Raw genomic sequence first — 26095 nt, forward strand, 5'->3', positions numbered from 1 at the left:
TGCAGCGCCGCGGAGGGGGCTGGGACCGGCGGTACGAGCGCCGTCCGTCCGGGCGGTTCACACCGCCGTGGGCGGTGCACCACCAACAAAACCGCTTGTCACGAGAGTGTGGGAGTCCCTCTTGAGGGGGTCCCTGACAGGGACCCCCAACCCGGCGGACGCGCTCGTAGAGTGAAGCGCATGGCAGGCAGAAACGACCCCAACGGCACAATCCGCGATATCCGCGATGATTTCCGTGCGGAGATCCGGGAATTCCTGGGCACGCGACGGGCCAGGGTCACCCCCGAGCAGGCCGGACTGCCCCTGTACGGCGGAGAGCGCCGACGGGTCACCGGGCTGCGCCGCGAGGAGGTCGCCCTGCTGGCGGGCATCTCCAGCGAGTACTACACCCGGCTGGAGCGCGGCAACGCCACCGGAGTCTCCGAGAGCGTTATCGAGGGCATCGCGCAAGCACTGCAGCTCGACGAGGCCGAACGCATCCACCTGCTCGACCTCCTGCGCGGCGCCGGCACTACCCGTCCGCCCCGCCGCCGACCGGCCCAGCAGCGTGTACGGCCCACGGTGCAGCGCGTCCTCGACTCGATGACCGGCACACCCGCCTTCATCCTCAGCGGACGCGGGGACATCCTGGCCGCCAACCACCTCGGGCGCGCCCTGTACTCCCCGGTCTACGCCGACCCGGTGCGCCCGCCCAACAACTCCAGGTTCGTCTTCCTCGACACGCACGCGACTGAATTCTTCCGCGACTGGGACCAGGTCGCAGGCGACTGTGTCGCCATGCTGCGCGCCGAGGCCGGCCGCGATCTCTACGACCGGCGGCTGACCGACCTGATCGGCGAACTGTCCACCCGCAGCGCGGAATTCCGTCACCGCTGGGCCGCCCACAACGTCCGCATGCACACCACCGGCGTGAAACTTCTGCACCACCCGGTCGTCGGCGACCTCGACCTACCGTTCGAAACCTTCCCGGTGGGTGGCGACCCCAGCCAGTTCCTCCTCACCTACACCGCCGAGCCCCACTCACCCTCGCAGGACGCCCTGAACCTGCTGGCCAGCTGGGCCACGGACAACGAGGACATCGAGCGGTCCGCGCCGGCCAACGACTCGAAACGCGCCGACTCGACCGAGACACCCGACTGAACGACGGGCCACTCGAAGCGACATGCCCGCCCGCGAACACCACAACTGACCACCCGGACGACATCACCCGAAACGCATCGGGGCGGGCGAGGGTGGCGAGCGGTTCACACGGACGCGGTCGAGGCGCCTCGGGATCCGACCAGGCACAGGGCCCGAGGTGTCATGCCGGGGCTGCGGCTGTCTCTCCCTGCGGGGTGCGGGGGCTGGGCACCGTCGTCCGGATGGACAGGTCCAGATCGAGGCGGCTGTTCATGTCCAGCTCGAACCGGCCATAGGGGTTCACGTGGGTCCAGAACAGCGGGGACAGGGCCCGCCGGTCGGCGTCGGTGAGCCGCTTCTGCCACTTCTCCTCGCTCAGGATGTCCTGAAGGAGCAGAGTGTTGACGTGCACCAACGCCGACTGAAGCAGGTGCAGGGCGAGCATGGACACCTCCTGGGACTCCTTGTCGGAACCGGTCAGGTCGCCGTCCTTGCCGTAGAACAGGTCATGGTTGGCGGAGTTCCAGTTCTCCACCACCTGGAGCCCGTCGCTGATCTCCCGGCGCAGGTCCGCGTCGGCGAGGTAGTCGCAGATGAACGCCGTACGCACCGCCCGCCCGAGTTCCTCGATCGCCCGTTACGTCCGGTGTTTGGGTCCGCCGCGGGTGAAGCGCCGCAGGAGCAGCTCGGCCTCGGCGGTGCCCAGGCGCAGGGCGGTGGTGTACTTCACGATCTGGTCGTACTGCTGGCGGATCAGGTCCCAGTCGATCGTCTTGGTCGACAGCACCGGCGCCAGGTTCGGCCACTTCTCGTCCTCCCCGGCCGCCGGCCGGTACAACCTGGCCGAGCCGACATTCTTCAGCCTCGGGAGCAGGTCGAAGCCGAGCATGTGAGCGAAGGCGAACCCGACGATGGAGGCGCCGTGCGTGTCGGTGTACTGCCGGTCGATCTCCACGTCCGTGCAGTGCCGCAGCACGCCCTCGATCACCGCGGCGACCTCGGAGGCCGAGCAGGACTTGAGCTGGCTGTAGACGCACAGCGACTTCTTCTCGACGCGCCAGTAGATCATCACCCCGGGGCCGCGGTAGCGCTGGTGCCACTCGGTCATGAAGTTGCTGGACCAGGAGCCGAACTTCTTGGAGTCGCTGGTGCAGGCGGTTCCCTCGCCCCACCACGCCGCATCGCGGGCGGCAAAGGTGGCGTTGACCAGCCGCACCAGCGCCGCGCGCAGGTTGGTGCGGTTGACGAACAGGTGCCGCACCCGGCGCAGGACGGCCTCGCCCTCGCCGTGCTTGCCAGTGACCGCGACGCGACCGTCGGAGGCAGTCCAGACCAGATGGCGGCGCCACGTTCCTCGTCTCGATTCGTCACATGCACACCCTGCCGAACAGCACTGACAACCGGTTGCGCCGGGGTGCCGGGGGATTCCGCACGTACGTCTCACCTGCTGCCGCCATGAGTGGTTCTGTGAACCACTCCTGCGTGAAAGCCAGGTCGTTTGAGAAGCCCGAGCCTCCGTCTCCTCAATCGGCCTGGCATCCCAGCAGGTCAACGGCTCGCTATCTGACAGATGCACTTCGACAGGACAGCGGCTGTCCGCTCTCACCCAGTGGCTGATCAGACATCCGGCGGATCAAAATCCAGGTGCGTATGAGCCGGTTCGCATTCGTATACTCGTGCGAGTTCATGGAGGGGGAGGTGGAGACGGTGAAGCTTGCTGAGGCACTGGCAGAACGCGCGGAGGCGACGCGCCGTGTAGAACAACTGCGAGCGCGTGTCGTCAGCAGTGCACGGTACCAGGAGGGGGAGACACCCGCCGAGGATGCAGCTCAGCTGTTGGCTGAGGCCGGTGAGGTGCTGGACGCTCTGGAAACGTTGATCCGGCGGATCAACCGCACCAATGCCACCGTGGAGATGGGGCCGGACGGCACGCTCACCGATGCCCTCGCACGCCGGGATGTCCTGCGGTTGCGTCACTCTGTGGTCACCGCGGCGGCGGACGCAGCGGCGGGTAAGGGCGATCGGGGATACGGCCGGCAGCTTCGGTCCGAGCTGATGATGCTTTCCGCGCTTCCGGTCGCAGAACTACGGGGACAGGCGGATGCGCTCGCTCGGGAGATCCGCGAGGTCGATGTGCGGATCCAGCGTACGAACTGGGAGGTCGAGCTGCTGGACTGAGTAGTCCAGCAAGCTGGGACGATGTGGAGCAGGTAGCAGCTTCGGAGGCGTGCACACACCGAGGGCTGGTGGTTTTCCAGCCCACTCCTGGCGCGTGAAGAGCAACGCGGGGGTTCGACTCCCCATATAACAGTGCAGCTCAGCACCGCGTACAGGTAACAGTGCACATCGCACAGCACATCACCACGTGCAGATCCGAGGCGGCGAGGGCGGGTTCGGGGCTTTCCACATCACAGCACCATGAGGAGCGGCGATCTCCGGCGGACACGGTTGGCGATTTTGGTGGGCTCCTCCATCTATCGCGAACGAGACTTCCGCGAAAGCCGGGTCGTTTGAGAACGCAACGCTGGTCACCGGCGGTCTCAAACGACCCGGCAACCACGCAGGTCAGCAGCCCACCACACGCCAGACGCAGTGCGACAGGACAAGCGGGTCTCGACCGACCAGCAGTCCACCGCCCGGCAGAACCTCGTCCTGGACGAGGCCGGCATCGAGGACCCGGTCGTCTTCGAGGAGGACCCGGGAACCTCCAGTCGTCTCCACCCCCTCCAGCGCCCGAAGTTCCGCGAGCTCCTCACCTACGCGCGGCCGGGCGACACCGTGCACATCTCCGAGATGTTCCGCCTCGTACGCGGCACCGGGCACATCCTCGACGTGCTCGACGTCCTCCACCGCGACCAGGTCGCGCTGCGGGGCCCGCGCAGGTCGCCCGGCACATGCGGCAGAAGGTCTCGGTGCATGAGCTGTCACTGGCGGGCAATCAGCACATCACCGCGGAAAAGCTGAACGCCGCCTCGGCGGACGTGATCGACATGTTCATTCAGATCGACATGGCGCACGTGTGGGGCGATGTCGGCAAGGCCGGGATCGACGGCTCCCAGTACGACACCTGGGAGAACAACATGCTGGCCGAGTCCCACATCCGGTATGGGGGATTTGGTGGCATCTCGATGAGGCACGTGTCCGATACCTATATCGCACTCTTCAGCCACTTCATCCCGTGTGGCGTGTGGGAGGCGGTGTATCTGTTCGAGGGCCTGTTGAAGAACCAGTCCGAGGTGACCGTGGACATCGTCCACGGGGACACGCAAGGCCAGTCGCTGCCTGTCTTCGGGCTCGCGCACATGCTCGGGGTGGAGCTGCTGCCGCGCATCCGTAACTGGAAGGACCTGACTTTCTACCGGCCCAGCGCCATGATGAAGTACCAGCACATCGACCCGCTGTTCGGCGACCCGGAGAAGGACGTCATCAACTGGCGGCTGATCGAGAACCACTGGCAGGACCTCATGCGCGTGGTGCTGTCGATCCGCGAGGGGCGGCTGTCCTCGGCCGCGCTGCTGCGCAGGCTGGGCAACGAGTCCAGGCGCAACCGCATCTACCAGGCGTACCGCGAACTCGGTCGGGTCATGAGGACGATCGTGCTCCTCAGGTTCTTGTCGGAACCGGAGCTGCGCGAGTCGATCCAGGCGATGACGAACAAGGTCGAGGCGTTCCACAAGTTCAGCAACTGGCTGATGTTCGCCTCCGACGTGCTCCAGGACAACGACCCGGACCACCAGGAGAAGACCATCAAGTTCAACGAGCTGCTGGCGAACTGCCTCATTTTTCATACCGCGGTGGACATTACGAAGGTGGCCAATGACCTCATCGACGAGGGGTGGGAGGTGGACCCGGTGGACCTGGCCACCGTCACCCCGTACATCACCAGCAAGACCCGCCGCTTCGGTACCTGGCACCTGGACATGGAGCCGCCCGAGAACGAAGCAGTAGGGCGGCTACGGATGGTCGCGTGACGGTGCAATCCATGCCATGAACTGCGCCAGTACAGCCGAAAGGGCACCCGAGCTCCAATGGCGCGCTCTGCAACCACCTTGTCGAAGACGGCCCGCAGCTTCGGCTCACTGTTGGGCAGCTGCTTGTCGAAGACCTTATTGCCGGCCGGGATGAGTCCGTGGCCATTGGTGAGCGGTCTTGCGGACGTCCATCCCGAGGAGGACGCTCACGTCGACGACATCGACATCGTGCTCCCAACTGCTTCGGTGTGGTACTGGCCAGGGAGTTGGAGCCGGCCCTTGGTGGCGAACTCCCGGCCGTGGATGCACTCGGCCCTGATCAACATGATCGCTGTCGGGACGGCCATCGAGCCTTGGCGAAGTGCGAAGGCTGGTGATCACGCCTAGCGTGGAAAGGGCGAATAGCGCAAGAGGCCCCAAACGGTGTTGTGTTGCGTGCACCGCCGAAGGATACCGACCTTCGCCCCCGAGGTCGGGTGCTCGCGCGCTTCGGCCGCGCTCACGCCGACCCGTCCGACCGACGAAGCCTCGACGGCAGGGACGTTCCGATGGACATCGAAAACATGAAAGCCGCACAGCGCATCACAGCCGGCCAGGCGGTCCGCACCACAGGATCAGGCACCGTCACCCCGGCTATCGAGACGGAGAAGTTGCATACCAGTCCGTTCTTCGGGGTCGCGCTGGAAACGGTGGATCCCCCGCACAACGTCAAAGTCAAAGTTCAAATAAGTGGTGTTTTCACCCTTCGCAGCCTGGGCTCCGACGGTGGTAAGTCCGGCGCGGTTGGCGTCGACAGTTCGGGACAGCTCGTCCGCGCTGCAAGTAAGGAATGCGTGAGCGCTCCGAACTGGATCGGCGACTGCGATGCTTCAGGCACGGTGACAATCCGCCCCCGTCGCGACACGCGCCTGAGCGTGCTCGACTTCGGAGCAGTGGGAAACGGCAACACCGACGACGCGGACGCGATCCAAAGCGCCCTGGACTGCGCGATGCGACTCGACACTACTGACGGCAGCGTCGTCTACCTCCCGCCCGGAGACTACCGTATTAAGAAGCCTCTCGTTATCTCGAAGGGTTGCATTCTGGAGGGTGCCGGCCTTGCTCGTCATGACGAAACCAGTCGCATACTCGCAGATGTCGAATCCGGAAATTTCAATCTCAACATAGGTGCAGTCGGCGGGGAGATCGTTTATTGCGCAATTGCCCTGGTGGGCTATGCAACCGGATTGGCCATGACGCCCCCTCGCGGCCGTGCGGACTATGCTGTGCTTCGTCAGCTCGCCCTCCATTCGATCCCCGCTCAAGGGATGCCTGCCGCCACCTTCCAGGCTCCGCAGATGGATGGCATACGAGTTATGGCGACCGGCGCATGCATCGAGAGAATGAGCGTGGTCAGTTTTAGGCGTAACGGAATAGAGATATCCTCAAACCTCGACGCGCCGGCGGTCGACGCCAGCGGCGTGCAGATACGTGATTGCCTTCTTACCAGCAACGGCCAAAATGGGCTCGACATGGGCAGCCTGGGCAACGACAACGCCAGTAACATGCTAATTATGAACGTTTCCGCCACAGCAAATGGGCGTGATGGAATTTGCGACAATTCGCGACTTGGCTCCACCTTCGTTTCGTGTCACACTGCAGCAAACCGACGCCGAAACTATAGCTGTGACGGCAAAACGAGGCCCTCCGTGTACGTCGGCTGCTACGGCGAAATCGATGCACCATCGGTATTCAAGAGTAGGAATATCGCTGTCATTGGAGGCGATATAGACACCACCTCCGACTCAGTGTTTTGGGGCTTCAACTCTCTCGGCAAGGGACCTTCTGCACTCCGCGTGGTAAATGACTATTCCAAAGTGCACAAGTATTGGATCGCCGAGACGGGGGTCGATATCGAGGAAGGCGAGGTGCAGACGCCCGGGAACGGATACGTATATCGAGCAACTCGCGCCGGGCGTACTTTTGGAGTGAACGGCCTACCTCCCGAAAAGAAGGGCATGCCCGACTTCAAGCCGGATACAGACCTGGAAGAGCTCGATGGTTTGGTGTGGGAGTGTGAGGGCGAATATAAGCCTCAGGTCACAACGTCCAACACCCTCGGCAGCTATGGTGAGGATCCCACGATCATTCATGATTTTCAGATCGTGACGGTGGACGGCAAGTTGCAACTCGCGGGGGACTCCCTCTTCCGCACCCAAGTCCAGACAGGTCCCCCGGGTATCAAGGGCAGGGTCGAAGCGTCCCTTCTGAGTCATGGGTTGCCTTTCCATACGTACTATCAAACCGCGTACGAAAACGGTCCGCTTCCCGGCAAGCTGATGCTTCCGGAAGCATGGATTGGAAGATATGATACCGATAAAGGTGAGCGGCGAATCTGCGTTGTTTATAGCGGAACTCCCTTCGATACCTCTGTGGGTAGCTGCAACTTCTACAGCCCAGGTGATCTGATCCTCAATGCCCTCGATAATAAAACGCGCCGAGGCCCGATCGGGTGGGCGGTGCAGGCTGCGTGTGGAAAGGGGGAACTGGCTCGTGCCTGGACTCGGGGGACGCACTACCACATAGGGCAAACCGTCAGGCCGACGCACGCCAATCACTTCCTGTATCGGCTGACCGCCTACATCACCGATGGCCCGTTGGACCCGGGACTCAATGTCTCCGGTGAGCAGGATCCCTGGGACAATCACACCCAGAGCGTTGGAAGCTTGACTACCGACAATCACCTAGTTTGGCAGACGCTCTACGACTTGGATGATCCCGCAAATAAATGGTGCATTGAACCGCTTCCACAGCGCGCGGAAAAACAGACGAAATCGAATGCGACGAACATTGGCCAGCTGAAGGATGATTTCAACGCACTTCTTGACAAGATGAGAAAGGCGAACCTGTTGGAATAGGCGGAGGCGCGGACGGACCTGATATCGGGTATGCCGCATCTCATCGAATCCGACAGTGGGTCAACTGAGCGTGGTGAACGTTTACGACACAGCGGGCCGGTGGCGCTTCGAAGGCGGTGAGTGTTCCAGGACGACTCCCGTGCCGCCAACGCCACGCCAACCATGGGAGCACACACGCGTCGTGACGGTATGACACCGTGCAGGGAACGCATGAGCGGCGGTTCTGCTTACCAGACCTCCCGCACCTGTTGGCTCGTCAGGGTGGCGCCGCAGTAAATACCGGATTTACTGTGGCGGAGCCTCTACCGTGATCATCGCGACCTGCGGCGGGCCATTTCGCCCGCCCGGCCGAGGTGTACGCATTTACTGCGGCAGTGCCGGGAGGGCGGGGGGCGTGACGATCGAACCGGTGACCGAACTCGGGAGCGGGGGCGCGTTGCGTGTGCCGCGCGCCCGGGTGGTGCCGCTGTCCGCCCTGCCGGCGTCGTACACCGCGGCGGTCGAGCGGTATCTCACCGGCGCGGGCATCGCGAAGTCCTCCGCGCGGATCTACCGGATCTCGCTGACGACGTGGGGGTGGATGTTCACCGGCGAACCGGGTCGCGCTCAGCGACGTGCCGGGCGACCGCGTCGACGCCGAGGCATGTGCCGCCTGGCTGCTACGAGGCGACGCATTGGTCCAGCGAGCCGAACGTGGAACCGTCGAGCACCTGGCCCGTATTCCGGACCAGGACTGGGAATGGGGCACGGCAACGGCCCGGCAGCGGCTTGTCCACCGTCTCGGAACGGTCAGCGAGATGACCGCTGACGGCAGTGAGCTCAACGGTCTGGGACGACTCGCCGCGGCCGTCAAGGAGGCCGTGCTCACGCGATGGCCCACGCTTCAGCCGTTGCCCCTGCGAAGGCCGTAAGGGCACCAGCCGGCAACCTGGCCCCGCCACAAACCCAACCGACTGTCAACGGGGGAGTGCTGTGACATGCCCGCTGGATCGGGAGTGCCGTGAGCGGGCTGCTGCGAAGCCCTACGAGATCACGACACTGCCGGGCGGAACCGGCCCTTCGCCCGCGTAGGTGTCGCCCAGTGGCTCCGACGGTGCGTCATCCTCGACGAGCGTCAAGCTGGGCCATGGGCCGCCGAGGGTGGCGTCGTCCAGGGAAATCCCGAGGTGGTCCAGTACAAGGGCCACCACAGGGGCCGTCCCGGAGTCAGTGCCCTCGTGTGCGGCGAGCGCCGCTTCGACCCGTCCCCACCACGGGCCGAACGGTGCGGACCGGGTGTGCTCCATACCGGGTTCGAAGTACTCGATGCACTCACCGTCACGCCAATGCTGGAAGACGTCGATCCCCTCGGTCGTCAACACACTGTACGTTTCGGTGTTCCGAGACAACTCCGCCAGGCATTCTCCGCCTGAGCCGATGTCACCTTCCTCCTCGACGCAGAAGGCCCATTCACCGATCCTTCCGGACCGCAGCAACGACACCATCCCGTCACCGGCATCGTCCGAGACCAGGTCCGAGGCCGCTTCCCAGTCGAGTATGTGGGCCTGGTCCGGGTCGGCCCCGTACCGTGTGAAGACGTCCTCGGGGCTGAGGTCACGGGTGAAGGTGACGCACATCCATCCCGCTGCCCAGCGAAGCGAATCCAGGTCCGCGTCGGTGTTCACGTCTTGCCTCCGTCATCCACTTCGGTAAGGCTCGCGAATGCCCGATCCGGGAGGTACCCGAGTCAGGGAACGAGGACGAGCCCTGGCTGGACCGTTCCGAGGTCGCCAAGTTGTGGCCTGTGCGTGAGGATCGGCTGCCGGGGACCGCTGGTTGTGCGGGTGTCGGCGTCCGCCGGTTCGGCGGGGAGAGTCGGGGCACGTACGAGGCGGCGCCGACCTATTGCTCCTATCACCCCGGCGATGCGCGGCGGGCCGCGACTGCTATCGCCGAAGGTCGCGTCGACATCCCGCCGGTCTGGCGCACCGACACTCCTGAGGGCCCGGCGGGCGGAGCGCGGAGCAGACTCCGATGGCGCCTCACCTGCGGGGCCGCCCTGGCCATGCTCCTCTTCTTCCCGGGCATGTCGTTCTATGCCGTGGCGTCCGGAACCTGAACCTGCGGGCAGCGGGTCGAGATCGGCCGGGCGGGTGGCTGAGTCGCCCGGCATCCGGGGGCGCTCGGGCCGGAGCTGGTGGTGCAGGGCATCGGCGGCGGGGGAGTCGGATACGCGTGCTCCCAAGGCATCCTGATCGTGCCGCGCAGCGGGATCGCCTGGGAACGCGTCCGCAGCAACTCGGCTTCGGTCCAGGCCTGACCTGCTGGCGCCGCCGGGCTTGCACGGACCGGAACCGGGGGCAGCTGATCCCGCTCCGTCAGGCCATGCCGCGATGCGAGGCAGTCACCCCAGCCCTGGCAACCAGCCGACCCTGTTTATGCTCACGCCCATGGCACTCGACTGGGAACAGATCATCGTCGACTCCTCCGACCCCATCGCCCTTGGGCGCTGGTGGGCCGAGGCTCTCGGCTGGGTAGTGGTCGACGAATCCGAGGAGATCATCGAGATCCGGCCTGAGCCGGACCAGATGCCGGGGCTGCTCTTCGTGCCTGTCCCCGAGGGCAAGACGTCGAAGAACCGGCTCCACCCCGACTTCCGCCCCGACGACCAGGAGGCCGAGGTCGCCCGGCTGCTCTCCCTCGGTGCCCGGCGCGCCGACACCGTGCAGGACGAGCAGCACTGGGTGACCCTCCTCGACCCGGAGGGCAACGAATTCTGTGTCCTGGGTGAGCGGAAGAGCTGAGCGGGGCCGGGCAGCCGTTCGGGCGGAGGTGCCGGACGGTTTCGCCCACCCGCAGCTGCCCCAGCCGCTGTTCGCCGACCCGGCTACACCACTACACGGGACATGACCCCTGAGTGTCAGACGGCCTTTCGGGGGCGGGTGGTGCCGAGGCGTTCCCAGAGGCCGACCAGATGCGCGTGCAGGACTTCCTCGGCTTCCTCTGCGGTCAAGTGGCCTATGAGTACATGGGTGGTGAGGCCGTCGGCGAGGGCGAGCAGAGTGCAAGCCTCGTGCTGCGGGTCGGGCGGCGTAGCGCCTTCGTCGGCCGATCCGCTCTCGGCGGCCTCCGTGATGAGGCGGACGAAGAGGTTCTGGAGGGCCGCGTAGCTGGTTTTCAGCGGGCCGGCGAGTGGCTCGCTGACAGCGGCCTGAGCGACGAACGCGAGCCAGATCCGTGCTTCGGCGCGGTGCTCTTCGCGGAGCAGGGCGATCTCGTTGGCCGCGTGGCCCAGGGCGGTGGCGGCCGACTGGGCCGGGCTCGCGGCCAGGCGTGCCCTCACACGTTCGGTGATGCGGTCGCCGACGTGGTCGACGGCGAAGAGGATCATCTCCCCCTTGCTGCGGAAGCAGCGCTGAACGGCGCCCAGTGAGACCTGCGCGCGGGCGGCGACGTCGCGCATGCTCACTCCCTCCGGTCCGTGTTCGTCGGCGAGGAGGCAAACGGCCTCGGCGATCCGGCGGCGTCGGCTTTCGTAGTCCACCTGTTTAGGCATGCTCGGTCAGCCTCCTTATTCCAATACGATCGTATCGCTTCCGGGCTAGGGTTCGGACACAAGCACTTCGGCATGTGGATAGGAAGCACGATGATCAGGCAGAACGCCCTGTGGGCAATGACGGCCGCCGCCCAGGCGGAGGCCGTACGAGGCGGCGAGATATCGGCCCTCGAAGTGGTCGACAGCCACCTTGAACGCATCGCCGAGGTCAACCCACAGGTCAACGCGGTCACGCAGCTGATGGCCGAGCGAGCCCGCGAGGCCGCGGCACACACGGACCAGCGGCGAGCAGCGGGCGAAGAACTCGGGCCGCTGGCCGGCGTGCCGTTCACGGTGAAGGAGTCAACCGCTGTCGAAGGCGTGCCGACCACACTCGGAACGGCACGCTTCCACGACCTGGTGGCTCCGGCCGACGCACCCCCGGTGGCCCGGCTCCGCGCGGCGGGAGCCATACCGATCGGCCACAGCAACATGCCCACCCTGGTCCTGGCCGGGATGCACACCCGCAGCGAGTTGTTCGGCGACACCGTCAACCCGTGGGACCGGAGCCGGACCCCGGGCGGCAGCAGTGGCGGTGACGGAGTGGCCGTCGCCACCGGCATGGCCGCGCTCGGTCTCGGCAATGATTCCGGTGGATCAGTGCGGATCCCGGCCTCGTTCTGCGGCGTGGCGGGGCTGAAGCCGACCACCGGGCGGTTCCCAGCCGACCACCGTGTCCTCGGCCCCGAAGACCCGGGACCAGCCTCACAGATGCTGGTCACCGACGGACCCCTGGCCCGTACGGTCGCCGACCTGCGGCTGGCGTACGAGGCGCTGGCCGGGACCGACCCGCGGGACCCGCGGGCCGTACCCGTGCCCCTCTACGGCGAGCCCCTGCCGGGAACGGTCAAGGTCGCGGTCGTGGCCGACCCCGGAGGCCACGGCGTTCATCCCACGGTCCGCGCGGCTGTCACGGCCGCGGCCGACGCGTTGCGCGACGCCGGGTACGACGTGCGAGAGATGGCGGATGTTCCGCGGTTGGACGAGGCACTCGAAGCATACGGCCGGATCACCGTGACCGAATTCGCGCCGACCTGGCCAGCGGTGCGGAAACTGCTCGGCGAAGGCGGAGACCGCTACATCCAGATGGCCATGGAGAAGACTCCGCCTGCGAACGCCGCAGAGCTCACGAAGCTGATGGGGACCTGGCTCGGCATCCGCCGCTCCTGGGCGGAGTTCCTCGACGAGTACCCGCTGCTGCTTGGACCGGTGTTCGCCGAGCCGCCCGTCGAGCCGGGACTGGAGTCACGCGATGAAGCGGGACGGGACCGGGTCTCCGAGGGCATGCGCCTGTGCACGGTGACCAGCTTTGTGGGCGTTCCCGCCGTCGCCGTGCCGACCGGAGTCAGCGACGGCCTGCCGTCCGGCGTACAGATCATCGGGCGCGCGTTCCGGGAAGACCTTTGCCTGGCCGCTGCCCAGGAGATCGAGGACCGCCTCGGCGTGCTCACGCCGATCGACCCTCGCCCCGAAGTCCCGGCTGCCGCGCGGTAGGCGGAGCTACGACAGCGGGCAAAGAGACGGCCGGGGGTCGACGAGCGGCGCGGAGGAGGCAGCATCCGCGCCGCGCCGATCGCGGGCCTCTCCCCGGTCGAAGTGTCGGCAAACGAACGTCTGTCGACACTCATGCGCGTGATCACGAACCCACAGGTGGGCGCTGTCGACAACTCGCGTCGGAAATCAACGTCGGTGAACGGTCGTCGGAGTAGTTTCCGACAACGCTTCTTGGCTACTGCCGCACTTCGACGGCCGACCAGAACCCCGACCACCAGATCGACGCACTTCTCCGCAACGGCGTCGACCGCGACAACATCCACGTCGACGTCGCCAGCGGCGCGAAAGCCTCCCGCCCCAAGCTCGATCTCGTCCTGCAGTTGATGCGCGAGGGTGACACGTTGAAGGTCATCCGGCTCGACCGGCTCTCCCGCTCCGTGCTGCACCTGGTGACCCTCGGCGCCGAGCTGCGCGAGCGCGGGATCGGGCTGCACGTCATCGAGCAGGGCATCGACACCTCCACCATGGAAGGTCGGGCCATGTTCGGGATGCTCAGCGTGCTCGCGGAGCTCCAGAGAGAGCTGATCGTGGCGAACACGAACGACGGGCTCGCCTCCGCGCGGGCCCGCGGCCGGGTAGGCGGGCGCCGACCGAAGCTCACGGCCGACCAGGCCGAGCTCGCCCAGCAGCTCTACGACGCCCGGGAGAAGACCGTCCAGCAGATTGCCGACATGCTCAACGTGCCTCGTTCCACGGTCTACGGACACCTCGACAAGACCAAGACCGTGCCCCGCCAGCCGAAGAAGACCGCTTCGGCGAAACCCTGAAAGCTACCGGCGGGTTACTTGTCACTTGGTTCGCCACTCGTTAACGACACCCCTTCTTGTCCGGCGACGCTGCCCATCGGGTGCAAGGTGAGTCCCAGTTCCTCGAGTGCTGGGGGAAGGAGATCGGGGACGTCGTAAGTCGCCTCGGCGCGTGTGCATGCGGCCAGCATCCGCAGGGCGGGACTGTCGAGGCCGGCGACGAGCGCATTACAGGCAGCGGTGACGACGTCGGTGGCACAGATCTCGCCCATGCTCCAGAGTGCGGCTTGGTCCTGCAGGGCGAGTGCTGCTGCTTCGGTCGACATCACTTGTCCATGACGCCCTTCATGGATCGAAGCCCGGGGCGAGGGACTGCGCAAGCCGCGTTCGCGCGCTGTCCGCGTCGGAGATGGGGTTGGCTTCGTCGGTGTCGAGTTTGGCCGAGTCGCGGTTCATCCGGACGCAGATCCGGCTCTATCGGTCGACCCGGGCGTGGAGAGCCGGCCCGTCTCGAAGGGATCTTCCGGTAGTGGTGCCGGCAACGCCTGCTCGGCCGCGAAGCACTCGCCGATGGTGCGGGGGCGGGGCCGGATGCGGCGGGCGTCGTCCTCCTGGCCCACCGGTCGGTCATGGCGTTGAGCAGGGCGAGCGTGTCAACTCCGTGGACGGCAACGAGAGGGTTGGGGCGGAACCAGCCGATCTGGCCCTCGATGCTGCCCTTGTCGTGGGCGCCGCGGATGCCGGGCCGGCAGCAGAAGGCCCCCAGCTCGTAGTGCGAGCGGAAGGCGATCCAGCGTTCGGCTTCCACCTGCGGCGGGAGAAGCCCAACACCTGCAACTCACCAACAAAGTCAGCCGGTTCCTCGCGACGGTCGAGCGGATGGGTGAGGACGCGGCGGCGCCTGGGGCCGCGCGCCAGGGGTGCCTTCCGCGGGACACGCCTCTGGACCGGCCCCTGCTTGCAGGCACTGCTGTCCTGAAACAGCTGTAGGAGGTCGGCCCACGGTCCTGATCGGGGAGCGGACCCATCCGGTCCTTCGGGGTCGGTGAGCCCGGCCGTAGGGCTGTCACGTCGCGTAACGGGGTGATTTGGGGTGAAGTGCGGCGCCGTTTCGATTCGGAGAATCATTGCGCAAAACGTGAAGGAGGGGTGCGCACTGTGTGATTGAATCGTGTACAACTTGGTCAGTGGCTTGATCCGGTCGCCCGGTCGTCCGGTGCCTCCCTCGGCCTGCCCGCACGCCGGGACCGCGGGGAGTCGAGCCATCCGCGCCAGGCGGCGCGCGAACGCGTGCGCCGGACCGCTTCGGCTGAGCCGTCGCCCGTCACCCACCCCGAAGGAAACGCCGATGACCGCCACCGTCTCCAACTTCTACTACGGGGCCGCGACGCCGATCGCGGCCTACCTGATGGCCTGTCTCGGTGCGGCACTCGGTCTGCGCTGCACGACACGCTCTCTGCGGCGCCCGCATCACAGAGCCAGATGGCTGGCCCTGGGCGCCGTGTCCATCGGCTGCGGTATCTGGACCATGCACTTCATCGCGATGATCGGCTTCAACGTTCAGGGCGCGCTGGTCGAGTACGACACGACGAAGACCGTGCTCAGTCTCGTCGTCGCCATCGTCGTCGTCGCCATCGGAGTCTTCCTCGTCGGCTATCGCGGCGGCTCGGCCGTGAACCTCGCCGTCGCGGGCACGATCACCGGGCTCGGAGTCGCGGCCATGCACTACCTCGGCATGGCCGCCATCCACACCAACGGCGGCCTGCACTACGACACGCCGACCGTGGCGCTGTCCGTGGCGATCGCCGTCGCGGCGGCCACGGCGGCACTGTGGGCGGCTGTATCCATCCGCGGCCTGTGGTCGAGCCTGGGAGCGAGCCTGGTCATGGGGGTGGCCGTGACCGGTATGCACTACACCGGCATGGCCGCGGTCTCCGTGCATCTCACCGGCGGTTCCGGCGTCTCGCAGTCCTCCACCGGACTGATCTCGTTCCTCCTGCTGATGCTGGCGGGGCCGCTCGTGGTCCTCCTGGTCGCCGCCGTCATCGTCATGTTCGACCCGGACATGATGCTCGGCGACGACGGCCCGGCAGCACCCTTGGCGTACGGCGCCGAAACCGACGTTCCGACATGGCAGGCGGCCGAGTCCTGGCAGCCTTACAACTCCTGGTGAAAGGCCTGCGACGGCACAGTCGTCCGGCACCTTCGGGTGGGACCGGGCGCACATCGCGACATGCTCTGAACAGTGAAGGGCCCTACCGTACGGTGTCGTTGCCGTCGTTGCCGCCGAGGGCGTCCGTCAGTGCGGCGGCGGCAGCGGCGAGGTCCGTGCGGATCGCCCGCTGGTGCGGCACCAGGTCCTGCTCCCTGCCGACGACCGACACGGCGGCCCTGATGCGTCCGTCGGGGTCACGCACCGGGACCGCGTACTCGGTGACCCCGTGTTCGAACTCCCCGTGTGCGGCGACGACACCGCGCAGCCGGTCGTGGTCGTTGGCCGCGACGAGTTCTGCGGCGGTGCGGGCCGCGTTGGGGCCGCCGACGCCGATCAGCTCGTAGTCGTCGAGCAGGGCGGTGAGGTCTTCGGCGGTGTGGTCGAGGAGGAGTGCGCGGCCGGCGCCGGTGCACCAGCACGGGGTGACGAGGCTCGCGCGGCCCTGCCACTCCTGGGACCAGCCGGCGGCGGATTCGGCGCGCAGCAGCCGGACCTGGACGCCGTCGCGGACCGAGAGCCGCGCGCCGGCCCCGTGTGCCACGGCCATGCGACGCAGCAGTGGACGGCTGCGGCGCAGCAGTCCGGGGTGCAGGGACGCAGCGGCGGTGAAGAACGCGTCACCGGCGCGCAGCGTCGAGTCGTCGAGACGTTGCAGGAAGCCCTTGTCGCACAGGTCCTGTGTGGTGCGTGACGCCTTGCTGCGCTCGATGCCGACCTCGCTCGCGAGCCTGCTGACGTTGAAACCGGTACGGCCGGAGCCCTCGCGGTCCAGCACGGCGTTGACCACGCGCAGGGCCATACGCAGCGAGGAGGCTGTTCCAGGGCCGGTCTGTCCGGAGGCGGGGCCGTTCGTCGTCACGACCGCACTATACGAGTGAGCCCTGCCTCGTGTCGTCGTGTCGTCGACAGGCACCGGACGGCGTGAAGCCCGGCCTTCGACCCTCGGGCTTCGGGCGGACAGAGCGACGATTCGTCCAGGACAGGTCCTGGTGAGCACGCAGCCGATGGGCCTTCCGGTGGCAGGCGTCGCTGCAGTGCCTGCCGGGACGTCCGGTTGCCGCGGCCGGCAGCGGGAACTCCGTGATCGAGGTCCCGAGGTCTTGATCGCCGAGTACGACCACCACGCCACGGCGGTCCCCAGGACCACTCGTCCGGGAGCCGCCGGAGCCCGTACCTGGACGCGGCGGGCGGCCCCGGCCAGGCCCGCCCCCGTGCAGGACGCCCCCCGTGCAGGACGCCCCCCCGTGCAGGACGAACGGCACCCGCCCGTGCGCATCGGCAGTCCTCCCGGACGTTTCGGCATGGCCGTACTGACGTCCCGAGGCGTGACGCTGTGGGGGTCGCGCCGCCAGGGGGGTGGCGCCGTCACGGAAGGAGGAGGCTCCGGATGACCCGATACGACCTCGCACTCATCGGATTCGGCGGTGTGAACCGTGCGCTCGCCGAGCTGATCGCCGAACGCGCAGACACCCTGGAGGCCGAACTGGGCTTCACGCTGCGGGTGGTGGCCATCACCGACCTGCGCGCCGGATCGCTCGTGCGCACGGACGGCCCGGGGATAGACCTGGCGCCGCTGCTCGCCGTGGAGCCCGGTGAGCTCGACTTCTCGATGCTGGCGGGCGGCAGCCCGGACCCCCGCAACGAATGGGTCATCCGCGAGGTGCCTGCCGACATCGTGGCAGAAGCCACTTTCACCAACCCCACGGACGGTGAGCCCGCGCTGTCCCACGTGCGATGGGCCGTCGAGGCCGGCAAGCACGTCTGCACCACCAACAAGGGGCCGGTCGCCCTGCACGGCGGCGCCCTGAAGGAGTTGGCTCGACGCCACGGCGTGTGCTTCGAGTTCGAGGGAACCGTGATGTCGGGGACCCCGGTGCTGCGCACCGCGCGCCGTATGTTCGGCGGGCTGGCCGTGAACGGTTTCGAGGGTGTCATGAACGGCACCTCCAACTACGTCCTCGGCCGGGTGGAGTCCGGCCTGTCCTTCGCGGACGCCGTCGCCGAGGCTCAGGCCCTGGGGTACGCGGAGGCCGACCCGACGGCCGACATCGAGGGCTACGACGTCCAGCTGAAGGTCATGATCCTCGCCGGGGAGGTGCTCGGAGCCGACCTCGGACGCGCGGACGTGCCCTGCACCGGACTGTCCGCCCTCACCACCGACGACGTCCGCCGCGCCGCGGCCGAGGGCCTGCGCTGGAAGCTGGTCGGCTCCGCCTCCCGGCGCTCGGACGGCACCGTCGAGGCCCGGGTCGCGCCGGTCGCCCTGCCCACCGAACACGCGCTCGCCGGAGTCTCCGGGCCCGTCAACGCCGTCGCCTTTCACACCGACCTGCTGGGCACCGTCACGATCGCCGGGCCCGGCGCCGGACGCGTCGAGACGGCGTACGCCCTGCTGTCGGACGTCATCGGCATCCACGAACGCACCACGACGCCCGCGTCCGTCGAGACCCTCCTGGAGGCCGGCCGTGCCTGACGCCGCCCTGAGCATCACCGCCCTGAACGTCACCCCCCTGACGAACGCCGCCCCGGACACCGCGTCCGGCGGCGGGACGGGGGCCGGCCTGAGCGGCCACGACCAGGTCGGCGACGGCATGGCCGTCGTGCGCAACCCCTACAGCGGCGAGGCCATCGGGTCGGTGTGCGTCACCCCGGTCTCCTCGGTGGACGACGTCATGCGGCGGGCTCGCGAGGGGCGGACCAAAGCGCGCGGTCTCTCCCGCGCCGCTCGCGCGGCCGTGCTCGACGGTGCGGCGCGGCTGGTCCAGGAGCGCGCCGAGTCCTTCGCCCGGCTGATCGTCGCCGAGGCGGGCAAGACCCTGGTCCAGGCCCGCAAGGAGACCTCCCGGGCTGTCAACACCCTGCGTCTGTCGGCCGCCGAGGCGCGCCGCAACGCGGGCGAGGTGGTGCCGTTCGACGCCTACGAGGGATCGGAGGGACGGCTGGGCTGGTTCACACGCGAGCCGCTGGGCGTCATCGTGGCGGTCACCCCGTACAACGACCCGCTCAACCTGGTCGCCCACAAGCTCGGGCCCGCGATCGCCGGCGGCAACGCCGTCGTGCTGAAACCCTCCCTGCTCACCCCGCTGTCCGCGCTGAGGCTCGTCGACACGCTGGTGGAGGCCGGGTTGCCGGAGGAGGTGGTGACGGTGGTCAACGGCGGCGCCGACGTGGGGGCCGCCGTGGTGTCCGCGTCTGAGGTGCGCATGGTGTCCTTCACCGGGGGCTTCCGCGCGGGTGAGGCGGTCGCCCGCTCGGCGGGGCTGAAGAAGCTCGCCATGGACCTGGGCGGCAACGCCCCGGTCGTCGTCCTGGCCGACGCGGACGTGGAATCGGCGGTCGAGGCCTGCGTGTCCGGTGCCTTCTGGGCGGCCGGTCAGAACTGCATCGGCACCCAGCGGATCCTCGTCGAACGCGAGGTGTACCCGGCGTTCCGGGACGCCTTCGTCGAACGGACTCTGCGGCTGCGCACCGGCGACCCGATGGACGGGCACACCGATGTCGGCCCCATGATCGGCGAACCGGCGGCGGCCGCCGCCGAGAAGACGGTCACGGGAGCGATCGAGCAGGGCGCTCGGCTGCTGTGCGGGCACGAGCGGCAGGGCAGCCTGTATGACCCCACCGTGCTCGAGGACGTACCGGAGACCTCTGACCTGTGGCGTGAGGAGGTGTTCGCGCCGGTCGTCGTGCTCCAGGCCGTGGACTCCTTCGAGGAGGCCGTGGAGCGGGCCAACGAGATCGACTTCAGCCTGCACGCGGGAGTCTTCACCGGCTCGCTGGAAAGGGCGATGGCCGCGGCACGGCTGCTGGAGGCAGGCGGCGTCATGATCAACGACTCCTCCGACTACCGCTTCGACGCCATGCCCTTCGGCGGTTTCAAGTACGGCAGCATGGGCCGCGAAGGCGTGCGGTTCGCCTACGAGGAGATGACCCAGCCGAAGGTCGTCTGCCTCAACAGGGAGTCGGCGTGAGCGACTCCGACGCCGGATCCGGCGCAGGCTCCCCGGCGTCTGCCGGTCCGCCGACGCGGGTCGAGTCGGACGCGCTGGGGGAGGTGCATGTGCCTGCGCAGGCCTACTGGGGCGCGCACACCGCGCGCGCCCTGGACAACTTCCGCGTCAGCGGTGTCCCCGTCAGCGTCCACCCCCACCTCGTACGGGCCCTGGCTCAGGTCAAGCACGCCGCGGCCCTGGCCAACGGCGAGATCGGGGTCCTCGAGCCGCACAAGGTACGGGCGATCGCGGCAGCCTGCCGGGCCGTCGCGGAGGGCCGCCACCACGAACAGTTCTGCGTGGACGTCATCCAGGGCGGCGCCGGCACGAGCACCAACATGAACGCCAACGAGGTGATCGCGAACCTCGCACTGGAACGTCTGGGCCACGCACGCGGGCACTACGAGCACCTGGACCCGCTCGACGACGTCAACCGCTGCCAGTCCACCAACGACACCTACCCCACGGCGCTACGGATCGCCGTCAGCGCCGCATTGAGCGAACTGAGCACCGAACTGACCTTGCTGGCAGCGGAGTTCACCGCCAAAGGCGCTGAGTTCGCGACCGTCGTCAAGGTCGGACGCACGCAGTTGCAGGACGCCGTGCCCATGACGCTGGGCCGCGAGTTCGGCGCGTTCGGCGTGACGCTCGCGGAGGACGTCGGCAGGATCCGCGAGACGCTGCCGCTGCTGGCCGAGACCAACCTCGGGGCGACGGCGATCGGCACCGGCATCGCCGCCGCACCCGGCTACGCCGCAGCGGCCGTACGCCACCTTCGCGCGCTGACCGGGCTCGACGTGACACCGGCCGCCGACCTGGTGGAGGCCACGTCGGACACGGGCGTGTTCCTCCTGGTGTCGGGGGTGCTGAAGCGGACGGCGGTCAAGCTGTCCAAGGTGTGCAGCGATCTGCGACTGCTCGCCAGCGGGCCCCGGGCAGGCCTCGCGGAGATCTCCCTGCCGCCGCGGCAGGCCGGTTCGTCGGTCATGCCGGGCAAGGTGAACCCGGTGATCCCCGAAATGGTCAACCAGATCGCTTTCGCGACCGTCGGCGCGGACGTCGCCGTCACCATGGCCGCGGACAACGGTCAGCTGCAGCTGAACGCGTTCGAACCGCTGATCGGACATCTGCTGCTGCAGCACATCGTCTGGCTGACGCACGGCTGCTCGGCACTGCGCACCCTGTGCGTGGTGGGCATCACCGCCGACCGTGAGCGACTCGCGCGCGGGGGCGCCGGCGCGGTCGGCGCGGTGACGGCGCTCGCCGCCCGCATCGGACACGAGGCCGCGACGGAGGTGGCCCGGGACGCGTCGCGCACCGGCGCCGACGTGGTGGACGTCGTCGTACGGCGCGGGCTGCTGGACCGCGAGAGCGCGCTGCGCCTCATCGCCGCGGCCGGCTGACGACCCGGGACAGCGCCAGCGCCGTCACCGTGTCCCGTACACCGGGCATCTGGGCCATCTGCTCCCAGATGCCCTGTACGCGTTCCAGGGAGTCCGCCTCCACACTGACCAGCAGGTCGAACTGGCCGCTGAGGACGTCGCACGAGACCACCTCGGGGATGCGTTTGAGCGCCGCGAGGACGTCGGCCCCGCGCATCCGGTCCTCCCGGTAGACCAGGACGTGTGCGGCCACCGTCTCGCGGTCCGCGCCGCACGACGGGCGGACGATCGTGTAACCGCCGATGTGCCCCTGCCTCTCCAGCCGTTCGACGCGCTGGCGCACGGCGTTGCGTGACAGCTGTACGCGCTGGCCCAGTTCGGCGTGGGAGATCCGGGCGTTGCGGGTGAGCTCGGTGATGATCCGCTCGTCGATGGCGTCCATGGCGCTCTGTGTCTCCTGACTGGCGAAGGCTCCGGTGGCCGAGGGACCACCGGAGCCGCTGTGCCGGTTCGCGACGTCATCCGTCCTTACGACGCCGTCTCGTCCTCGTGACGCCGTCTGCCCTTACGACGTCGTCTCGTCCTTGTGACGCCGTCCCCCGTCCCCAACGACGCTGTCCGTCCCTGTGACGCCGGTTCTCGTGACGTCGTTCAGTTCTCGTGGTGCAGGGCGAAGACGCGGGCGGGGAAGCCCGAACCGCCCTGTGGCTTGGCCCAGGTGGCGACGATCAGCGCTCCCGCCTCCGGCACCCGGTCGAGGTTGGCCATGAGCTCGATCTGCCAGCGGTCGCGTCGCAGGACGTAGTCCTCGAGGCCGAAGTCGCCCGCGGAGGTGGCCAGTCCGGGGTCGGTGTCGGTCTGCTCGTGCCCGATCGCGGTGACGCCGGCCTCCTCGAAGAGGTAGCGCAGGACCTCGGCGGACCAGCCCGGGCAGTGACTGACGCCTGCCTCGTCCTTGTTGGCCATGGCGGCAGGGTCCGGCCAGCGCCGGCCCCATCCGGTGCGCAGCGCGACGAACGCGCCCTGGGGAACGCGGCCGTGGCGGGCTTCCCAGGCCGCGACGTCCGCCAGGGTCGGCACCGCGTCGGGGTCCGTGGCGACGCGGTCGGTGATGTCGAGGACGACGAGCGGCAGGATCATCTCGTCGACGGGTATCTCGTCCAGGGTCCGGCCGCCGGCGACGAAGTGGACCGGCGGGTCGACGTGGGTGCCCCACTGTCCGACGATCGTGTACAGGTGCACGTTGAAACCGTCGCCGCGGGACATGTCGAACGGCATCTCGCGCTTCTCGTCGGGGAAGGCGGGAAAGTGGGGCTGCCCGGGATGGAAGGCGTGCGTCAGGTCGGTGCGGACCGTTCCGCCGATCAGTGCGCGGTGCAGGGCCCACAGCGGGGGTTCGGTGGCGGTCGCGGGTGCGGCCGTGACGGCCGTGTCCTGGGTCATGCGTGTTCGTCCTCCATCTCGGCGCCGTTTCCGGCGTTGTCCAACAGATCGATCCAGTCGACGAGTTCGGCGGGCCGGCCGACGGAGGCGACCGCGTGGGCCGACTCCGCGGGGCCTCCGTACCCCCACCGCACGTGGACGGCGGGGATGCCCTCGGCGGCGGCGCTCTCGACGTCGTAGGCGCGGTCGCCGACCATGAGCGGCCGGCGGACGTCGGCGCCGCCCGCCCGCAGGCGGGCCACGCACTCCCGGATCACCTCCCGCTTCGTCGTACGGCCTGCCTCCTCGCGCACACCGCACACCGTCAGCAGCCGGGGGCCGAGACCGAAGCGGTGGGCCATCAGTTCGGCCTGGTCCTGCACCTTCGAGGTCGCGATGCCCATCGGCAGACCGCGTGCGGCCAGGGCGTCGAGCAGTTCGGGGACACCGTCGTACAGCGCGGCGGCCGTCGCGCCGTCGCGGGCGTACGCGGCGCGGTAGGCCGTGAGGGCGGCCCGTGCGACGGGCTCGTCGAGCCCGACCACGCGGCGGAAGGTGTCGTGCATCGGCGGGCCGACGAAGGAGCGCAGGGTGGCCGCGTCGGGGACCGCGGCTCCGACGGAGCGCAGAGCCTCGGCGGCGCTTGCGGTCACGCCGGGAGCGGAGTCCACCAGGGTGCCGTCCAGGTCGAGCAGTACGCAGGTCGGCGCTCTCACGCGGCCGCTCCTGCGGTGCGGCGGCGGCCGTGCCGCAGCCAGTGGTACAGGTAGCAGCCCGCGACGAACGGAACGCCGAAGTACAGGGCCGTCGCCTGCGCGGGATCGAGCGCGATGCCGACGAGCGAGGCGAGGCACAGGAGGAAGGCGAGCACCGGCACGACCGGGTAGAGGGGAGTCCGGTAGGGCAGGGCGTCCGGGTTCCCGCCCGCGCGGACGAAGGCCCGCCGGTGGAAGAACTGCGAGGCGGCGATGGACATCCAGACCCCCACCGCGGCGAATCCGGCGATCGACACCAGCACCAGATAGACCGTCTCGGGCGCTGCGACGCTGCTCACCAGGGACGCGAGACCGCCGAGCATGCTCAGCGACAGCGCGGTCAGGGGGATGCCACGGCGGCTGAGGCGGCGCAGTGCCTGCGGCGCCTGCTTCTCCTCCGCGAGCGAGAAGAGCATGCGGGCACAGGAGTACAGGCCGCTGTTGCCGGCTGACAGCAGCGCCGTGATGATCACGAAGTTCATGGCGTCGGCCGCGTAGGGGAAGCCGATGGAGGAGAAGACGGTGACGAACGGACTCTCGTCCAGGCCGACTTCGTCGTAGGGGATGGTCGCGGCGATCACCGTGATCGCGCCGACGAAGAAGACCAGCAGGCGTATGACGGTGACGCGCAGGGCCTTGGGCACGGCCTCGGCGGGGTTCTCGGTCTCGCCCGCGGCGACGCCGATCAGCTCGGACCCGGAGAAGGCGTAGAACGCGGCCAGCACGGTGACCAGGACGCCCGAGAAGCCGTTCGGGAAGAGGCCGTCGGGGGTGTGGAAGTTCTCCAGCAGCAGGGGGTGGGAGCCGCCCTCGGCGAGTGGGTGGAAGCCGGCCAGCGCGGCGCCGCCGAACACGATGAGGGCGACCACGGCGATCACCTTGACCAGGGAGAACCAGTACTCGGTCTCGCCGAAGACGCGGGCCGAGAACGCGTTCACTCCGAAGACGACGGCGGCGAAGACCACGCACCAGACCCAGACGCCGACGCCGGGGAACCAGCGCTGCATCAGCAGCCCGCACGCGGTGAACTCGGAGCCGAGGGCGACGGCCCAGGTCAGCCAGTAGAGCCAGGCGGTCGCGAACCCGGTGGCCGGGCCGATCGACCGGCTCGCGTAGACGTGGAAGGCACCCGAGACGGGATAGGCGACCGCGAGTTCACCGAGGCAGGCCATCACCAGCCAGACGACGAACGCGCCGACGAGGTAGGCCAGCACGGCGCCGAGGGGGCCGGCCTGGGAGACGGTGAAGCCGGAGCTGAGGAAGAGCCCGGAGCCGATGACACCACCCATCGCGATCATGACGAGGTGGCGGGAACGCATGGTGCGGCGCAGGCCGTCGCCGGGCGGCCGGGGAACGGTGTCTGCGGCGGCCGGAGCGTTGTCCGGTTCTGCTGAGACGGACATGGCGGTCTCCTCTGCGGAGCTGAGCGGGGAGAGGGGGACGGGCGTGGGGGGCGATCGGCACGGCATGGCTGCGGGGTGGGGCCACTTTCGAGGGCTGCTGGTGCGCGTCGGGGTGGTCGCGGACCGAGGGGAGCGGACGCCCGGTGCGGGCGACGGGCTCACGGGGACGGGGCGACGGGTCAGGCCCGGGAGACGAGGTCCAGCGGGGCGGAGAGTTCGATCACCGGGACCTCCCAGGGGTGGGCGTCGACGAGCCGGGTGAGGATCCGCGTGAGGGTGTCGTCGTCCGCGGCTGCGTCGACATGCGTGGTCACGGCGAGCGTGGCGGAGAGGAACCGTCCGCCGATCGAGCCGAGGGCGGGGCGGGCGCCGGGCTGGACGGTGAATCCCTCGGCGCCGAGGGAGACCTCGAAGACATCGCCGTAGACGCCGAAGTCGCCGAGCTCGGGGGAGGTCTCCATGATGCGCAGGAGAGAGGCGAAGGACTGATCGGTCCGCAGGGCGTCGAGGTCGCCCTTCGCGCACGCGGTCAGGGTCGCGCTCGCGACCGGCCAGTACACCTTGATCGTCCGGACCGTCCGGCGCCGGACGGACGCGTGGGCGCCGTTCCGGTCCTCTGCTGTCGGTTCCGGCGTGATCGTCGTCGTGGCCATGCGCGTCTCATTCCTTCGGCATCCGTCGGCGGGTGATGCAAGGATGCTAGGCGCGCATTAAATGCACGGCAAGATGCAAATGCTGCACACTTCGAGCGCCTGGGGAGGTGCATGCGCCGTTGCGTACCGAGAGTGACGAAGACGGCACCGCCGGGAAAGCACGCGTCGCCACGGCGGAGGAACACGCGGACCGAAGCGTCGCGGACAGCCTCGACGCTCTGTCGGCGCTCACCCGCTGCCCCGCCGCTGCCCGGCCTTCCGGCTCGCACCCGGCCGAAGCCCGGCCGAAGCCCGGCCTGAAGGCCGGGTCGCGACCGCAGCCCGGCTGTCGCGGATGCTCGCCGTCGTGGCCGCGGAGGGATTCATCGTGCGAGACGAGGGCTCGGGCGGCATGACGTCGCTCTGGCGGCTCTAC

At 68.3% G+C, this 26095-nt stretch carries 20 protein-coding genes and 4 pseudogenes; 12 read left to right on the forward strand and 12 right to left on the reverse strand.

Annotated elements, in window-relative coordinates:
* Positions 1–180: 180 nt before the first annotated feature.
* Positions 181–1140, forward strand: coding sequence for a helix-turn-helix domain-containing protein (locus tag OHS82_RS41740; protein ID WP_328435869.1), 960 nt, complete (start codon positions 181–183; stop codon positions 1138–1140).
* Between the two features lie 160 nt (positions 1141–1300).
* Here OHS82_RS41740 and OHS82_RS41745 read toward each other — a convergent pair.
* Positions 1301–2725 (reverse strand): annotated as a pseudogene (locus OHS82_RS41745) (transposase).
* Between the two features lie 101 nt (positions 2726–2826).
* Between OHS82_RS41745 and OHS82_RS41750 the strand changes: the two are divergent.
* From OHS82_RS41750 to OHS82_RS41760, 3 genes and pseudogenes are all read left to right on the forward strand, one after another.
* Positions 2827–3297, forward strand: coding sequence for a DIP1984 family protein (locus OHS82_RS41750; protein ID WP_057577396.1), 471 nt, complete (start codon positions 2827–2829; stop codon positions 3295–3297).
* 414 nt (positions 3298–3711) lie between these two features.
* Positions 3712–3990: pseudogene (locus OHS82_RS41755) on the forward strand (recombinase family protein); the annotation flags it as partial.
* A 41-nt stretch (positions 3991–4031) separates the two neighbouring features.
* Positions 4032–5090 carry a transposase gene (locus OHS82_RS41760; protein ID WP_328435871.1) on the forward strand — a complete coding sequence of 353 codons (1059 nt, stop codon included), beginning with the start codon at positions 4032–4034 and terminating at the stop codon, positions 5088–5090.
* A 65-nt stretch (positions 5091–5155) separates the two neighbouring features.
* On the opposite strand, the pseudogene OHS82_RS43650 reads toward OHS82_RS41760, so the two are convergent.
* Positions 5156–5282: pseudogene (locus tag OHS82_RS43650) on the reverse strand (IS110 family transposase); the annotation flags it as partial.
* 356 nt (positions 5283–5638) lie between these two features.
* On the opposite strand from OHS82_RS43650, the gene OHS82_RS41765 reads away from it, so the two are divergent.
* Positions 5639–7987: a right-handed parallel beta-helix repeat-containing protein gene (locus tag OHS82_RS41765; protein ID WP_328435873.1), complete on the forward strand. Its 2349-nt coding sequence runs from the start codon at positions 5639–5641 to the stop codon at positions 7985–7987.
* A 363-nt stretch (positions 7988–8350) separates the two neighbouring features.
* On the opposite strand, the gene OHS82_RS41770 is transcribed toward OHS82_RS41765, so the two are convergent.
* Positions 8351–8515 (reverse strand): hypothetical protein, encoded by a 165-nt coding sequence (locus OHS82_RS41770; protein ID WP_328435875.1) that lies wholly within the window; start codon positions 8513–8515, stop codon positions 8351–8353.
* Positions 8516–9009: 494 nt separating this feature from the next.
* Positions 9010–9651: a DUF6461 domain-containing protein gene (locus OHS82_RS41775; protein ID WP_328435877.1), complete on the reverse strand. Its 642-nt coding sequence runs from the start codon at positions 9649–9651 to the stop codon at positions 9010–9012.
* 765 nt (positions 9652–10416) lie between these two features.
* Between OHS82_RS41775 and OHS82_RS41780 the strand changes: the two genes are divergently transcribed.
* Positions 10417–10770: a VOC family protein gene (locus tag OHS82_RS41780; RefSeq protein ID WP_328435879.1), complete on the forward strand. Its 354-nt coding sequence runs from the start codon at positions 10417–10419 to the stop codon at positions 10768–10770.
* 116 nt (positions 10771–10886) lie between these two features.
* Here OHS82_RS41780 and OHS82_RS41785 read toward each other — a convergent pair whose 3' ends face one another.
* The gene (locus OHS82_RS41785; RefSeq protein WP_057577327.1) at positions 10887–11522 is read right to left on the reverse strand and encodes a TetR/AcrR family transcriptional regulator; all 636 of its coding nucleotides are present in this window, start codon (positions 11520–11522) and stop codon (positions 10887–10889) included.
* Positions 11523–11612: 90 nt separating this feature from the next.
* On the opposite strand from OHS82_RS41785, the gene OHS82_RS41790 reads away from it, so the two are divergent.
* Positions 11613–13055 carry an amidase gene (locus OHS82_RS41790; protein WP_328435882.1) on the forward strand — a complete coding sequence of 481 codons (1443 nt, stop codon included), beginning with the start codon at positions 11613–11615 and terminating at the stop codon, positions 13053–13055.
* A gap of 242 nt (positions 13056–13297) precedes the next feature.
* A pseudogene (locus OHS82_RS41795) lies at positions 13298–13882 on the forward strand (recombinase family protein); the annotation flags it as partial.
* A 14-nt stretch (positions 13883–13896) separates the two neighbouring features.
* Here OHS82_RS41795 and OHS82_RS41800 read toward each other — a convergent pair.
* Positions 13897–14187, reverse strand: a complete 291-nt coding sequence (locus OHS82_RS41800) for a hypothetical protein (protein WP_242433071.1) — start codon at positions 14185–14187, stop codon at positions 13897–13899.
* A 1022-nt stretch (positions 14188–15209) separates the two neighbouring features.
* Here OHS82_RS41800 and OHS82_RS41805 point away from each other — a divergent pair.
* A complete protein-coding gene (locus OHS82_RS41805; protein WP_079041128.1) occupies positions 15210–16034 on the forward strand; it encodes an MHYT domain-containing protein in 825 nt (274 codons plus the stop codon).
* An 82-nt stretch (positions 16035–16116) separates the two neighbouring features.
* Here OHS82_RS41805 and OHS82_RS41810 read toward each other — a convergent pair whose 3' ends face one another.
* The gene (locus OHS82_RS41810; protein WP_328435886.1) at positions 16117–16935 is read right to left on the reverse strand and encodes an IclR family transcriptional regulator domain-containing protein; all 819 of its coding nucleotides are present in this window, start codon (positions 16933–16935) and stop codon (positions 16117–16119) included.
* Between the two features lie 528 nt (positions 16936–17463).
* Between OHS82_RS41810 and OHS82_RS41815 the strand changes: the two genes are divergently transcribed.
* Genes OHS82_RS41815 through OHS82_RS41825 form a run of 3 tightly spaced genes read left to right on the forward strand, consistent with a single transcriptional unit; the run spans position 17464 to position 21468 of the window.
* Positions 17464–18549 (forward strand): homoserine dehydrogenase, encoded by a 1086-nt coding sequence (locus tag OHS82_RS41815; RefSeq protein WP_057577331.1) that lies wholly within the window; start codon positions 17464–17466, stop codon positions 18547–18549.
* A complete protein-coding gene (locus tag OHS82_RS41820; RefSeq protein ID WP_328435889.1) occupies positions 18542–20044 on the forward strand; it encodes an aldehyde dehydrogenase family protein in 1503 nt (500 codons plus the stop codon). Before OHS82_RS41815 ends, OHS82_RS41820 begins: the two co-directional genes overlap by 8 nt.
* Positions 20041–21468: an aspartate ammonia-lyase gene (locus tag OHS82_RS41825; RefSeq protein WP_328435891.1), complete on the forward strand. Its 1428-nt coding sequence runs from the start codon at positions 20041–20043 to the stop codon at positions 21466–21468. The genes OHS82_RS41820 and OHS82_RS41825 overlap by 4 nt, the downstream gene beginning before the upstream one ends.
* Here the strand turns inward: OHS82_RS41825 and OHS82_RS41830 are convergent.
* From OHS82_RS41830 to OHS82_RS41850, 5 genes are all read right to left on the reverse strand, one after another.
* Positions 21449–21889 carry an Lrp/AsnC family transcriptional regulator gene (locus tag OHS82_RS41830; RefSeq protein ID WP_057577333.1) on the reverse strand — a complete coding sequence of 147 codons (441 nt, stop codon included), beginning with the start codon at positions 21887–21889 and terminating at the stop codon, positions 21449–21451. The two genes, OHS82_RS41825 and OHS82_RS41830, sit on opposite strands and share 20 nt — an antisense overlap.
* Positions 21890–22098: 209 nt before the next feature.
* Positions 22099–22890, reverse strand: coding sequence for a cyclase family protein (locus OHS82_RS41835; RefSeq protein WP_057577334.1), 792 nt, complete (start codon positions 22888–22890; stop codon positions 22099–22101).
* Complete coding sequence (locus OHS82_RS41840; protein ID WP_057577335.1) at positions 22887–23585, reverse strand: HAD hydrolase-like protein; 699 nt, start codon at positions 23583–23585, stop codon at positions 22887–22889. The genes OHS82_RS41835 and OHS82_RS41840 overlap by 4 nt, the downstream gene beginning before the upstream one ends.
* Positions 23582–25027 (reverse strand): amino acid permease, encoded by a 1446-nt coding sequence (locus OHS82_RS41845; protein ID WP_057577336.1) that lies wholly within the window; start codon positions 25025–25027, stop codon positions 23582–23584. The genes OHS82_RS41840 and OHS82_RS41845 overlap by 4 nt, the downstream gene beginning before the upstream one ends.
* A 179-nt stretch (positions 25028–25206) precedes the next feature.
* Complete coding sequence (locus OHS82_RS41850; protein ID WP_063894229.1) at positions 25207–25680, reverse strand: hypothetical protein; 474 nt, start codon at positions 25678–25680, stop codon at positions 25207–25209.
* Between the last annotated feature and the right edge of the window lie 415 nt (positions 25681–26095).

Source organism: Streptomyces sp. NBC_00425 (assembly GCF_036030735.1).
GTDB lineage: Bacteria > Actinomycetota > Actinomycetes > Streptomycetales > Streptomycetaceae > Streptomyces.

Excerpts from the sequence above, each read along its gene's own strand:
- OHS82_RS41740 (WP_328435869.1), top strand. The coding sequence starts at position 181 with ATGGCAGGCAGAAACGACCCCAACGGCACAATCCGCGATATCCGCGAT.
- OHS82_RS41765 (WP_328435873.1), top strand. The coding sequence starts at position 5,639 with ATGGACATCGAAAACATGAAAGCCGCACAGCGCATCACAGCCGGCCAG.
- OHS82_RS41770 (WP_328435875.1), bottom strand. The coding sequence starts at position 8,515 with ATGCCCGCGCCGGTGAGATACCGCTCGACCGCCGCGGTGTACGACGCC.
- OHS82_RS41780 (WP_328435879.1), top strand. The coding sequence starts at position 10,417 with ATGGCACTCGACTGGGAACAGATCATCGTCGACTCCTCCGACCCCATC.
- OHS82_RS41785 (WP_057577327.1), bottom strand. The coding sequence starts at position 11,522 with ATGCCTAAACAGGTGGACTACGAAAGCCGACGCCGCCGGATCGCCGAG.
- OHS82_RS41790 (WP_328435882.1), top strand. The coding sequence starts at position 11,613 with ATGATCAGGCAGAACGCCCTGTGGGCAATGACGGCCGCCGCCCAGGCG.
- OHS82_RS41800 (WP_242433071.1), bottom strand. The coding sequence starts at position 14,187 with ATGTCGACCGAAGCAGCAGCACTCGCCCTGCAGGACCAAGCCGCACTC.
- OHS82_RS41805 (WP_079041128.1), top strand. The coding sequence starts at position 15,210 with ATGACCGCCACCGTCTCCAACTTCTACTACGGGGCCGCGACGCCGATC.
- OHS82_RS41815 (WP_057577331.1), top strand. The coding sequence starts at position 17,464 with ATGACCCGATACGACCTCGCACTCATCGGATTCGGCGGTGTGAACCGT.
- OHS82_RS41830 (WP_057577333.1), bottom strand. The coding sequence starts at position 21,889 with ATGGACGCCATCGACGAGCGGATCATCACCGAGCTCACCCGCAACGCC.
- OHS82_RS41835 (WP_057577334.1), bottom strand. The coding sequence starts at position 22,890 with ATGACCCAGGACACGGCCGTCACGGCCGCACCCGCGACCGCCACCGAA.
- OHS82_RS41845 (WP_057577336.1), bottom strand. The coding sequence starts at position 25,027 with ATGTCCGTCTCAGCAGAACCGGACAACGCTCCGGCCGCCGCAGACACC.
- OHS82_RS41850 (WP_063894229.1), bottom strand. The coding sequence starts at position 25,680 with ATGGCCACGACGACGATCACGCCGGAACCGACAGCAGAGGACCGGAAC.